General features: G+C 73.4%; 9 protein-coding genes and 1 pseudogene. 7 read left to right on the forward strand and 3 right to left on the reverse strand.

Annotated elements, in window-relative coordinates; all coding sequences use genetic code 11:
• Window positions 1–135: pseudogene (locus AC07FT_RS27910) on the forward strand (putative PEP-binding protein); the annotation flags it as partial.
• 80 nt (window positions 136–215) lie between these two features.
• Here the strand turns inward: AC07FT_RS27910 and AC07FT_RS27915 are convergent.
• Window positions 216–1169, reverse strand: coding sequence for a hypothetical protein (locus AC07FT_RS27915; protein WP_479178624.1), 954 nt, complete (start codon window positions 1167–1169; stop codon window positions 216–218).
• Window positions 1170–1192: 23 nt separating this feature from the next.
• Window positions 1193–2515, reverse strand: a complete 1323-nt coding sequence (locus AC07FT_RS27920) for an MFS transporter (protein WP_479178625.1) — start codon at window positions 2513–2515, stop codon at window positions 1193–1195.
• Between the two features lie 57 nt (window positions 2516–2572).
• Here AC07FT_RS27920 and AC07FT_RS27925 point away from each other — a divergent pair, with 57 nt between their 5' ends.
• Window positions 2573–3892: an aminotransferase class I/II-fold pyridoxal phosphate-dependent enzyme gene (locus AC07FT_RS27925; protein WP_479178627.1), complete on the forward strand. Its 1320-nt coding sequence runs from the start codon at window positions 2573–2575 to the stop codon at window positions 3890–3892.
• A gap of 42 nt (window positions 3893–3934) precedes the next feature.
• Here AC07FT_RS27925 and AC07FT_RS27930 read toward each other — a convergent pair whose 3' ends face one another.
• Window positions 3935–5953: an acetoacetate--CoA ligase gene (locus AC07FT_RS27930; protein ID WP_479178628.1), complete on the reverse strand. Its 2019-nt coding sequence runs from the start codon at window positions 5951–5953 to the stop codon at window positions 3935–3937.
• A gap of 283 nt (window positions 5954–6236) precedes the next feature.
• Here AC07FT_RS27930 and AC07FT_RS27935 point away from each other — a divergent pair, with 283 nt between their 5' ends.
• From AC07FT_RS27935 to AC07FT_RS27955, 5 genes are all read left to right on the forward strand, one after another.
• Entirely contained in the window at window positions 6237–8681 is a 2445-nt protein-coding gene (locus AC07FT_RS27935; RefSeq protein WP_479178629.1) for a glycoside hydrolase family 31 protein, read from the forward strand.
• A gap of 176 nt (window positions 8682–8857) precedes the next feature.
• Window positions 8858–9661, forward strand: coding sequence for a M15 family metallopeptidase (locus AC07FT_RS27940; RefSeq protein ID WP_479178630.1), 804 nt, complete (start codon window positions 8858–8860; stop codon window positions 9659–9661).
• A gap of 151 nt (window positions 9662–9812) precedes the next feature.
• Entirely contained in the window at window positions 9813–10265 is a 453-nt protein-coding gene (locus AC07FT_RS27945) for a Zn-ribbon domain-containing OB-fold protein (RefSeq protein ID WP_479178632.1), read from the forward strand.
• Window positions 10262–11452: a lipid-transfer protein gene (locus AC07FT_RS27950; protein WP_479178633.1), complete on the forward strand. Its 1191-nt coding sequence runs from the start codon at window positions 10262–10264 to the stop codon at window positions 11450–11452. The genes AC07FT_RS27945 and AC07FT_RS27950 overlap by 4 nt, the downstream gene beginning before the upstream one ends.
• A 233-nt stretch (window positions 11453–11685) precedes the next feature.
• On the forward strand, window positions 11686–12456 hold the full coding sequence (locus tag AC07FT_RS27955) for an MIP/aquaporin family protein (protein WP_471204727.1): 771 nt from the start codon (window positions 11686–11688) through the stop codon (window positions 12454–12456).
• Window positions 12457–12470: the final 14 nt, after the last annotated feature.

A 12470-nucleotide genomic window follows, 5' to 3' on the forward strand; every position in this document is an offset into this window, starting at 1 on the left:
GCCATCCCCTACGTCCGCACCACCCTTGCCAAACACACCCTCGCCCAATGCGAACGAGCCGCCGCAGCAGCACGAGCAGCCGACACCGCCGAAGACGCCCGCCGAGCAGCACAGGCCGTACTCTCCGGCGAGTGAGCCGGAAGGCTCCCGAGGCCGGGTGTCCCCAGGGCCCGTTCCACCGCGATCACCGCGGAGGAACGGGCCCTGTGCCGTGCTCAGTCCCCGGCGGGCCGGATGTCCTCGGGGCGGGTGAGCGGGATGCCCGCCCGGTACTCGACACCGTGCTCCGGCGGGATGGGCTCGCCGGTCTCCGCGTCCGTGCAGTAGGCGGTGAACACCTCCGCTTCGCTGAGGGGCCGGAGCCAGCCGTCGTGCAGGGCCCAGCCGCGGACCCGGTCCCGCTGCCCCGGGGCCGAGGTGCGCAGCACGATGCCGCCCGGGCTCCGGGTGGCGATACCGCAGGCCAGCACGGTGCGGAAGAGCTGGGCGCCGGGCTCGGCCGCCCGCACCGGATGCTCTCCCCGTGTCTCGGCGTGCACCACCGCGACCAGCGAGGTGCCGCCCGCCGGGACGCTGCACACCAGATGGTGGGTCCCCGGCCCGGCCGCTCCGAGCACGGCCCGCAGCGCTGCGGCCGCGCGCGCGGACGCCGCGCGGACGAGGTCGTCGCGGGCGCCCGCGCGGGAGAGCAGGGCCGAGGCGTACTCCAGCGTGGCCCGCTCCTCGGCCGCTCCGATCAGCCGCGGCACCAGACGGTCGATCGGCTGTCCGTCATAGGTGAGGGTGCCACCCGCGGCGGCGGTCTCGGCCGTGTAGCGGGTGCGGCTGGCGGGGCTGTCGGGGTCGAGCCCCGCCTCCGCGCAGAACTCCTCGTAACCGTCCGGGTCGAAGAGGGCGATCGCCGTGTGGACGCCCCGGGCGGCGAGCGCCCGCAGCAGCCCTTCCATCTCCCGCAGATAGCGGGCGTGGTCATCGAAGGTGAACGACACATAGCGCCGCATGGCCGTGAAGTCCCGTTCGTCCGCCAGCAGCGCCACGGTACTGGGCACTTCTCTGCGCAGGGCGCGCCGCGCGGTGAGCCGCCCCGTCCTCCCCCGTCCTGTGCCGGGACCGGTCCGCGGCCTGCCGCGTCCGCTCCGCTTCCTGCCGCCGTGCCTGGTGTGCGCCATGACTCCCCCTCAGCGCCCGTTGGTCAATGCTCACTCACCGTAACCGGGGCCACTGACAACGCCCCGTCGCCGCGGTCCCGGACCAGGTGCCGCTGGGCGCCGCACATGGCGGCCAGCCCGGCGCCGAAGCCGAGCCAGCCGAGCGGTCCGGCGGCGATGGCCGCGGTCACCGCGAGGGGTCCGACGCTGCGCTGTACGGCCTGGGCCAGACCGTGTACGCCGAGATAGGAACCCTGGGCACGGGGCGGGGCGAGGGCGACGGACAGTTCCCAGGAGATCGTGGCGTGCAGCATCTCCGCGACGGTGAAGGCGGTGGCGGCCAGTACCAGCGCGGCGACCGCGAGCCAGGTCGCGCCGACGGTGGAGGCGGCCAGCGCGGCGCCGCCGAGGAGGAAGGCGCCCGCCAGCGGCCAGAGGGTGGCGCGCGCGGTATGCGGGGTGGCGCCGAACCGGGCCATGGGTACCTGGAAGAGCACCACGAGGACGTTGTTGAGGACGAGCAGCAGGGGCACCAGTTCGTGCGGTGCGTCGGTGGCGGTCGCGGCCCACAGCGGCAGGCCGATCTTGAAGACGGAGTCGTCGAGGAAGAGCACGGCCTCGGTGGCGGTGAAGGTCAGATAGCCGCGGTCGCGCCAGGGGTTGGGAGGAGGGGTGCGGGGCGCGGTCTCCCGGGACCCTTCGTCGGGCTTTCCGTCGCGGGGGTCGGAGATGGCCACGACGCGGGTGGCCGAGGGCGGTTCGGCGCAGCCCAGGGTGATCAGGGCGGAGGCGACGAAGGAGACGGCGTCGCCGATCAGGAGCCAGCGGTAGACCGTGAGGGAGCCGCTGGTCAGCGCGGCGGCCGCGATCAGTCCGCCGACGGCCCAGCCGGTGTTGGCGGCGGTGCGGTTGATGGCCTGGTAGCGGGCACGGTCGGCGCCCGCGACCCGGGTCGCGTAGAGCTTGGTGAGGACGGAGGAGGCGCGGTCGCCGAGGCTGCCCAGCGAGGCGATGGCGAGCAGCAGCCGCAGATCGGTGGTGCTGAGCAGGGCCAGTGAGGCCACGGCGCGCACCAGTTGGACGACGATCAGGAGGGGGCGCAGCGGAACGCGGTCGGCGAGTGCGCCGCCGAGGGGCGGGCCCGCGATGCCGACGGCGCCGGACACGCCGAGCAGCAGGCCGATCTCGGCGGTGCTGAGCCCGGCGGCGTAGGTGAAGTAGAGGGCGGCGGTGGCTCCCCACAGTCCGGAGCCGACCCGGTCGACGAAGCTGACGACGAGCATCCGGCGGCCGTCCTGGCCACCGGGGATGCGTTTGCCGAGCGGAACGCGCTCGCCGTGTGCGGTGCGCCTCCATGGCCTGCTCACCTGGTTCCCCCTGAACACGAGTTGACACGCTCTTTGTATTGGTACAGAATAATGTCTGTGGCGATACAATACGAGATCACTGGCACCACGGCCAAGGGGATTGCCTCGTCGATCGAACAGGGAGTCGTGGACGGGGCGTTGGTCCCCGGCGCCGCGCTGCCCCCGGTGCGCCGCCTGGCCGAGCGGCTGGGCGTGAGCCCCGGCACGGTCGCCACGACCTACAAGGAGCTGCGCCGCCGCGGGATCGTGATGACGCACGGCCGGGGCGGCACCGTGATCGCCGAGGCTCCCGCGGTCGCCTCGCGCCGTCCGCCGCCGGTGCCCGCGGGGGTACGCGATCTGGCGGGCGGTCATCCCGATCCGGCCTTCCTGCCCGCCGAGCTGCCGTCCGCCCGGCTCTCCCCCGGTGTCCGCTCGCACCGCGCCCGGCCCCGGCTGTCCGGTCTGGAGGAGCTCACCCGCGCCTGGTTCGAGCGCGATGGCGTGCCGAGCGGGCACATCACCTTCGCGCAGGGCGCGCTGGACTGCATCGCACGGCTGCTGTCCGTCGAGCTCAAGCCCGGTGACGCGGTGGCCATGGAGGACCCCGGCTACCACCATCTGCTGGATCTGGTCCCGGCACTGGGACTGCGCTCCGTACCGGTCGCGGTGGACGACGAGGGAATCCGCCCCGATGCGCTCCGGGCGGCGCTCCGGGCCGGTGTGCGCGCCGTGGTGTACAGCCCGCGCTCACAGAATCCATATGGCGGCTGGTTCTCCGAGGGGCGGCGCGCGGCGCTGCTGGAGGTGCTGGAGGACGCACCCGACGTCCTGGTCATCGAGGACGACCACGCCGCGGACATCGCCGGGGTGCCGCTGCACAGTCTGACGACCGGGGGTCCGGCGCGGTGGGCCCAGGTGCGTACGGTCTCCAAACACCTGGGCACGGATCTGCGGTGGGGGGCGCTCGCCTGCGACCGGACGACGCTGGCCCGCCACGACGGACGGCTGCTGCTGACGTCGGGCTGGGTCAGCCACGTCCTTCAGGAGACGGTGACCCGGCTGATGACCGATCCGGGGACACGGAAGCTGGTCGGGGCGGCGCGTACCGCCTACGCCGAGCGGCGGGCGTCGCTGCTCACCGAGTTGTCGGCGCGGGGGATCTCCGCGCACGGCGCGAGCGGGATGAATGTGTGGGTGCCGGTGCGGGACGAGGCGGCGGTGGTCAACGGGCTGCGGACGCACGGCTGGTGGGTGGCGGCCGGGGCGCGGTTCCGGCTGGCGTCCGCGCCGGGGGTGCGGATCACGACGGCCGCCCTCGCTCCCGGTGAGGCGGAGCCGCTGGCGGCCGACCTGGCGGCGGTGCTGGGCGAGTCGCAGGCGACGTACGGCGGATAGGCCCGCCGTACGTCACCCCTGCCCGGCCCGCCGCCCTGGCGGTCAGCCGGACTGCGCCTTCCTCTCCTGGGCCAGCCGCTCGTAGAAGTGCAGCAGTTCCACGTTGTCCACCGAGCCCGGGTTCACCGCCTTGTCCATCGAGGTGCCCTGGAGGAGTCGTTTGACCGGGACCTCGATGCGCTTGCCGGTGAGGGTGTGCGGCACCCCCGGCACTTCGATGATCTCGTCGGGCACATGGCGCGGCGAGAGGTTCTCGCGGATCGTCCGCTTGACGCGGTCGCGCAGCCCGTCGTCCAGCGACGCACCCGGCGCGAGGTGGACGAAGAGCGGCATCCAGTAGCCGCCGTCGGGCTGTTCGACGCCGATCACCAGCGACTCACGGATCTCGGGCAGCCGCTCGACCGCCTCGTAGATGTCGGCCGATCCCATCCGGACGCCCTGCCGGTTGAGCGTGGAGTCCGAACGGCCGTGGATGACGACGGTGCCGCGGTCGGTGAGCGTGATCCAGTCACCGTGGCGCCAGGCTCCGGGGAACATCTCGAAGTAGCTGTCGCGGTAGCGGCTGCCGTCGGGGTCGTTCCAGAAGCGCACCGGCATGGACGGCATGGGCTGGGTGACGATCAGCTCGCCGACCTCGTCGACCACCGGCTTGCCCTGTGCGTCCCACGCCTGGAGGTCGGTGCCAAGACCCGGCGCCTGGAGTTCGCCGATGTGGACCGGGAGGGTGGGCACGGCCCCGGCGAAACAGCTGCACACATCGGTGCCGCCGCTGACCGAGGCGATCCACATGTCCTCCGCCACCTCGTCGTGGATCCAGCGGAAACCGTCGGGCGGCAGCGGGGATCCGGTGGTGGCCACGCACTGCACCCGGGAGAGGTCGAAGTCGCGGCCCGGGTGGACCCCGGCCTTGCGGCAGGCCATCACATAGGCGGCGGAGGTGCCGTAGAGGGTGGTGCCGGTGCGCTCGACGACCCGCCACTGGGCGGCGGTGTCCGGGAAGCCGGGACTGCCGTCGTAGAGGACCACGGTGGTGCCCACCAGCAGACCGGACACCAGGAAGTTCCACATCATCCAGCCGGTGGAGGTGAACCAGAAGAAGCGGTCGTCGGGTCCGAGGTCGCAGTGCAGGCCGAGCTGCTTGAGGTGCTCCAGCAGGATGCCGCCCTGGGACTGCACGATCGCCTTGGGCAGGCCGGTGGTGCCCGAGGAGTAGAGCACCCACAGCGGATGGTCGAAGGGCAGTTGCTCGAAGACCGGCTCGGCCGGTTCGGCGACCACCGTGTCCCAGTCGAGCGCGCCCTCCGGGGCCTGGGTGCCCAGCAGCGGGATGTGCACGACCGCGCGCAGGGTGGGCAGCTCGCGGCGCAGCTCGGCGACGGTCTCGGCGCGGTCGTGCGTCTTGCCGCCGTAGCGGTAGCCGTCGACGGTGAACAGGACCACCGGCTCGACCTGCTGGAAGCGGTCCAGGACGCTGCGGGCGCCGAAGTCGGGGGCGCAGGAGGTCCACACGGCGCCGACGGCGGCGGTCGCCAGGAGCGCCACGGTGGCTTGCGGGATGTTGGAGACATAGCCGCTGACCCGGTCACCGGGGCGGACGCCCAGGCGGCGCAGCTCGGCGGCGACGGCGCCGACCTGGCCGCGCAGCTCGGCCCAGGTCATCGGGGTGACCTCCTGCGTCTCGTCGACGTGGAGGAGGGCGGGGGCCTCGGCGCGGGCCGGGTCCTCCCCCGCGCGCAGCGCGTGCTCGGCGTAGTTGAGGGTGGCGCCGGGGAACCAGCGGGCCCCGGGCATGGCGGAGTCCGCGAGCACCGACTCGTACGGGGTGCTGAACCGGACCTCGAACCACTCGGCGACGGCCGCCCAGAAGGTCTCCAGCTCCGACACGGACCAGCGGTGCAGCGCGGCGTAGCTCGCGGTGGGGTCGTCCGGGGTGGCCGCGGGCGCGCCGTGCCGCTCGGCGGCCCAGGTGTGGAAGCGGGTCAGCTGGGACCGGGTGATCCGGTCCGCTCCGGGCTGCCACAGGGGCCGCGGCAGGTGTTCGGAGTGGGCTGGGGTGTTCATATGTGTCGGCTCCCGGGCTGTCGGCATGGGCCACGCCGCCCATGTCGTCCGCGTCGATCCGCGTCGGCGTCGTCTGGTCTGATCTGGTTCGTGGATGTGGTGTGTGCGCTCTGTGTGGTCTGGGTCGGCTTCGTCGGTCTCCGTGCAGGACGATGCCATGTGATCGACCCCCGCACCAGGGGCGCCACTCCATATCCGGCGGCCGGGGGGTGTGGCCGGACCACGGGTGAACGGCAGTTGAACTGTGGTGGCCACCGGCTCCGTCAATGGCAGGGTGAGCAGTATGGATGCGCGTGACCCGGTGCGGTCGGGGAAGCTGGTGCGGTCGGTGAAGGCGGTCGGTACGGCGCGGGGGCTGCGGTCGCTGCGGGCGGCGTGGCAGCGGCGGCGTTCGGACGCGGTGGGCCTGCCGCGCCGGGGGCCGGAGCTGGCCCGGGTACCCGGTCCGGTGATCGGCGCGGATCCGGAGCCGGGCGGCGGGGTGGTGCGGTTCGCGCGGTCGTCGCTGCGGGTGCGGGTGACGGCGGGCGGCGCGGTGTTCTGCGGCTGGGACGGGGCGGAGCCGGAGCCGTCGTACGCGCTGGCCCACGGCTGTCCGGAGGTGGACGACCGGGCGGTGCTGGAGCCGGACACGGTCGGCGGCTGGCGGGTGGTGTCCGAACGGGTCACGGTGGCGGTCTCCCGGACGGGCGCGGTGGAGGTGCGGACCCCGGGCGGGGTGCCGCTCCGCCGTGATCTGCCGCCGCGCTGGTGGGAACCGGCCGCCGCGGCGTCCGGGCCGGAGGGCGGCGGGAGGGTGCCCGAGGCGGTGGGGCGCGACCCGGAAGGCCGTCCCCGGGGGCCGGCCGGCGAGGGCGCCCGCTGGCAGCAGCGGTCCGAGGTGGCGGCGGACGCGCGGGTCTTCGGGCTCGGCGGACGGTCGTCGGGGCCGCGGCTGCGGGACGGCCGGTACCGGCTGTGGAACACCGATCCGGGGGGCGCTTTCCGGCCGGGCGACGATCCGCTCTCCCTCACCGCGCCGGTCCAGCTGGTGGTCGCGGACGCCGGTACGCACCTGGTGTTCCACGACAACTCCTGGGACGGTGCCCTCACCTTGCGGGAAGGTGAGGAGGGCGAGGGTTCCGGCCATGACCGGCCCGGCCGCTGCCGGCTGCGGATGGCGGGCGGTCCGCTGCGCTACTGGGTGATCGTGGGCACTCCGGCGCGGGTGCTGCACGGCTGGGCGGCGCTCACCGGCTCGCCGGCCGTCCCGCCCGCGTGGGCGCTCGGCCACCACCACGCCCACTGGGGCTTCGGCGACGCGGAGGAGGTGCGCCGGGTGGTGGCGGGCTACCGGGAACGCGGGCTGCCGCTGTCCGCGCTGCACCTGGACATCGACCACTTCGCCGGGCACCGGGTGTTCACGGTGGACAGCGGGCGCTTCCCCGATCTGCCCGCTCTCGCCGCCGAGCTGCGGACCGAGGGCGTCCGGCTGGTGTCGATCGTGGACCCCGCGGTCAAGGCGGAGCCGGGTGACGCGGTGTACGACAGCGGTTCCGCGGCCGATGTGTTCGTCCGCGACGCCCGGGGCCTGGAGGTGCGCGGTGAGGTGTGGCCGGGTGAGTCGGTGTTCCCGGACTTCACCGATCCGCGGGCGCGCAAATGGTGGGGCGCGCTCTACGCGGAACGGCTGGCCCAGGGGTTCTCCGGGGTGTGGCACGACATGAACGAACCGGCGGCGTTCGGCGCCTTCGGCGGGACGACACTGCCCCGTTCGGCCCGCCACGCGCTGGAGGGCCGCGGTGGCGACCACCGTGAGGCGCACAACGTCTACGGGCTGGCGATGGCGCGCGCGGGGTACGAGGGGCTGCGCGAACTGCGCCCGCGGGAGCGGCCGTTCCTCTTCTCGCGGGCGGGCTGGGCGGGCCTGCAGCGGTACGGCGGCAGCTGGTCCGGGGACGTGGCCACCGGCTGGCCGGGGCTGCGGGCCTCACTGGCGCTGGTGCTGGGGCTCGGCCTGTCGGGCGTGCCGTACTCGGGACCGGACATCGGTGGGTTCACCGGCTCCCCGTCGCCGGAGCTGTATCTGCGCTGGTTCCAGCTGGGGGCGTATCTGCCGCTCTTCCGCACCCACTCGGCCCTGACGGCGGGGCGGCGGGAGCCCTGGGAGTTCGGACCGCGGGTGCTGGAGTTCGCGGCGGCGGCACTGCGTGAACGGCAGCGGCTGCAGCCGTACTTCATCACTCTCGCCCAGCTCGCGGCGCGCACCGGCGCGCCCTATGTGCGGCCGGTGTGGTGGCGCAGCCCCAAGGACCGGGCGCTGCGCGACTGCGACGACGCCTTCCTGCTGGGGGACGCGCTGCTGGTGGCACCGGTGCTGGAGGAGGGGGTCGAGCGGCGTACGGTCCGGCTGCCGCGCGGCCGCTGGTACGACACGGTGACCGGGGTGCCGTACGAGGGGCCGGGACAGGTGGTGCTGGACGCCCCGTTGTCGCGGATCCCGGTGCTGGCGCGGGCGGGGTCGGTGGTCCCGGTGACCGGGGCGGACGGCGGGGTGGAGCTGGAGGTGTGGGCCCCGGTCCCGGGGCGCAAGGGCGGTGTCGGGGTGCTGGTCGAGGACCGGGGCGACGGCTGGGAGCGGACCGAGGTGGTGCGGTTCACCACCCGGCTGCGCGCGGGTGAGGTGCGGGTGGAGCGGGAGGACGGGGCCGCGGTGGACCATCCGGTGCGGGTGCGGGGCCGCCGCTGAGCGCTCCGGGCGGCGTGGCGCGAAGTGCCGTCATACGTCCCGCGGCAGCGCCGTGGCCGGTCGCGCAGGTCCCCGCGCCCCTTCGGGGGCGCACCCGAACCGCGCCGGACGTCAGCGAGGCCGCTCGGCCACAGCCGGGGGTTGTCCGCGGCCCGGACCACTGATAGAGGATGGCCATGCTGAAATGTGCTGCCGTGCTGCGCGCCCTCGCCCTGCCCCTCGCCGCCCTGATGGCCGTGGCCTCCTCCGGCCCCGCGCAGGCCGGACCCGACCCCAAGGCGCCCGAGGAGTTCGTGGCGCTGAGCGATGTGGACCCCACGATCCTCCAGGAGATCCGGTACATCACCGAGCACAACTTCACCGGTGATCCGGTCGACGGATACCGCCGTCCGATGTGCATCCTGACCCGTCCTGCGGCCAAGGCGCTCCACCGCGCGCAGACGCGGCTGCTGAAGCGCGGGTACACGCTGAAGGTGTACGACTGCTACCGCCCGCAGCGGGCGGTGGACACCTTCGTGTCGTGGGCGAAGGACCTCGATGACCAGCGGATGAAGGACGAGTTCTATCCGCGGGTGGACAAGACCCGGCTGTTCGAGGACGGCTATATCGCCGAGAAGTCCGGGCACAGCCGGGGCAGCACCCTGGATCTGACGATCGTGCGGCTGCCCGCGAAGCCCACCCGGCCGTATGAGCCCGGTGAGGAACTGACGTCCTGCTACGGACCGAAGAAGGAGCGGTTCCCGGACAACTCGGTCGACATGGGCACCGGTTACGACTGCTTCGACACACTCTCGCACACCCTGGATCCGCGGATCACCGGGGTGCAGCGGGCCAACCGGATGCTGCTGAAGGACACCATGGAGGGGCTCGGCTTCGTCAACCTGGCCGAGGAATGGTGGCACTACACCTACAAGCCGGAGCTGTTCCCCGACACCTACTTCGACTTCCCCGTGGCGCGCCGGTCGCTGACCGGTCACTGAGGTCATCGGCCCCTTCCGGCCGACGACAGGGAGTCGGCGGCAGGGAGCCGGTGACGGGTGCCGGTGACGGGGCGCGGTTCCCGTGGCAGACTTCTGACGTACCGTCAGTTCTGTTTTCCGCCATCCACCGGACCGTCTGCCGGGAGGGGCCGTGTCCCGTACCCGAACACCGGTCGTGCCGGGGTGGTTCACCCCGGACGACTCCACCGCGTTCCGGCTGCTGGGCACCCGCTGCCGCCGCTGCCGCACCGTGTACTTCCCGCGCGAGAACGCCTCGTGCCGTGCCCCCGGCTGTGCGGGTACCGCACTGGAGGAGGTGCCGCTGTCCCCGCGCGGCCGCGTCTGGTCGTACACCGACGGGCGGTACCGGCCGCCCGCCCCGTACCCCTCGGACCCCGGCCTCCCCTGGCGGCCCCGCACCCTGATCGCCGTGGAGCTCGCGGCGGAGGGGATGGTGGTGCTCGGCCAGGGCGCGCCCGGGGTGACCGTGGCCGATCTGGCCGTGGGCATGGAGGTCGAGGTGGTGCCCGGGGTGCTGGCCGAGGAGGACGGGCGGACCCTGACCACCTGGCACTGGCGGCCCGTTCCCGGGGAGGCGTCATGACCGGCGACGTGGCGGTGCTGGGTGCCGGAATGCACCCGTGGGGCAAATGGGGCCGCGACTTCACCGAGTACGGGACGGCGGCCGCCCGTGCCGCCCTCGCCGACGCCGGTCTGGAGTGGTCCGCGATCCGGTCCGTGGTCGGGGCGAACACGGTGCGCTGTGGCTATCCCGGCCAGGTGGCGGGGGCCACCTTCGCCCGTGCGCTGGGCTGGCAGGGCGCCAAGGTCACCAGTGTGTACGCGGCCTGCGCCACCGGTGCGCGGGCGATCGACACCGCCCGCGCCCAGATCCTGTCGGGTATGGCGGACACCGTGCTGGTGGTGGGCGCGGACGCGGCGCCCAAGGGCTTCTTCGCACCCGCGGGCGGTGAGCGCCCCGACGATCCGGACTGGCTGCGCTTCCGGGTGCTGGGTGCCACCAACCCCGCCTACTTCGCGCTGTGGGCACGCCGCCGGATGGCCCTGTACGGCGACACCCCCGAGGACTTCGCCCGGGTCAAGGTGAAGAACGCGGCGGCCGGGGCCCTCAACGCCCGTGCCCGCTACCGCTCCCCGGTGACCGCCGAGGAGGTGGCCGCGTCCGCCGTGGTGGCCGATCCACTGCGGCTGCTGGACATCTGCGCCACCTCCGACGGGGGCGCGGCGCTGGTGCTCGGCAGCATGGAGGTGGCACGGCGGCGGGGGATCCGGCGGCCGGTGCGGATCCGCGCGGTGTCCTCGGTCTCGCCGCGCCATCCGCGGACCGGGCTGGATCTGCCGGACATCGCCACCGACTCCGCCCCCGGGGCCGGTCCGGGTCCCGATCCGTTTCGTCCCTCCATCGCGCGGGCGGCCTACGAGGAGGCCGGGCTCGGACCGGAGGACCTGTCACTGGCCGAGGTGTACGACCTGTCCACGGCGCTGGAGCTGGAGTGGTACGAGGACTTGGGGCTGTGCGCCGCCGGGGAGGGCGCGAAGCTGCTGCGCGAGGGGGCCACCGCACTGGGCGGGCGGATCCCGGTCAATCCCAGCGGCGGACTGGCCTCCTTCGGGGAGGCGGTCCCGGCCCAGGCCATCGCCCAGGTCTGTGAACTCACCTGGCAGTTGCGCGGTGCCGCGGGCGACCGTCAGGTGGCGGGTGCGCACACCGGGATCACCGCCAACCAGGGGCTGTTCGGACACGGTTCCTCGGTGATCGCGGTGTGCTGAGCGAGTGCGGGGCACCGCCGTCCGGGGCCCGGCCGTGACGGACACCGTTGCCGTTCATCACCTTGACGCCACATGACCTCGGGGTAACACTTCTGCGGTGTCCGTCGGCATCGCCGCGCGCAGGCTCCACCACGCTCACCCCCCATGGGCGATTCCGATGCATCCGCACGCTCGAAACGACCCAGCACGGAGGACCGGGGCACCGCGTCCCGGGCGAGGTCCTAGGAGCCGCCATGAGCAATGGGGACATCTTCACCGGTGAGGTCATCGGCACCGCGATACTGATCCTTTTCGGAGCGGGCGTCTGTGCCGCCGTCACCCTGAACCACTCCAAGGCGAAAGCCTCCGGGTGGATCGTCATCGCCTTCGGCTGGGGCTTCGGCGTCCTGGCCGGGGCCTACACCGCGGCGCCGCTCTCCGGCGCCCATCTCAACCCGGCCGTGACCGTGGGCGTCGCCGTCGACACCGGCGACTGGGACAAGGTGCCGCTCTACATCCTCGGCCAGCTGGTCGGCGCCGCCATCGGCGCGGTGCTCGCCTGGCTGCTGTACTACGCCCAGTTCGCCGCCAACGCCGAGGAGCGGAACGCCCAGCCCACGCTGGGGGTCTTCGCCACCATCCCGGAACTCCGCAATCCGGTGGCCAACCTGGTCACCGAGATCATCGCCACCGCCGCCCTGGTGCTGCCGCTGCTGGCCTTCGGCAGGGTCGACGGGATCGGCATCGGCCCGGTGGCCGGCACGGACGGCGACGGCACCGCGATCTACGGCTCCGGTATCTCCATCCTGCTCGTCTCCTTCCTGGTGGTCGGGATCGGGCTGTCCCTGGGCGGGCCGACCGGCTATGCCATCAACCCGGCGCGCGATCTCGGCCCGCGCCTGGCACACGCCGTGCTGCCCATCCCCAACAAGGGCACCTCGGACTGGTCCTACGCCTGGATCCCGGTGGTGGGTCCGCTGATCGGGGCCGTGCTCGCGGGCCTCGTCTTCAACGCAGCCTTCTGACCGAAGGAGACGCC

The organism is Streptomyces sp. NPDC045899, from assembly GCF_056431485.1.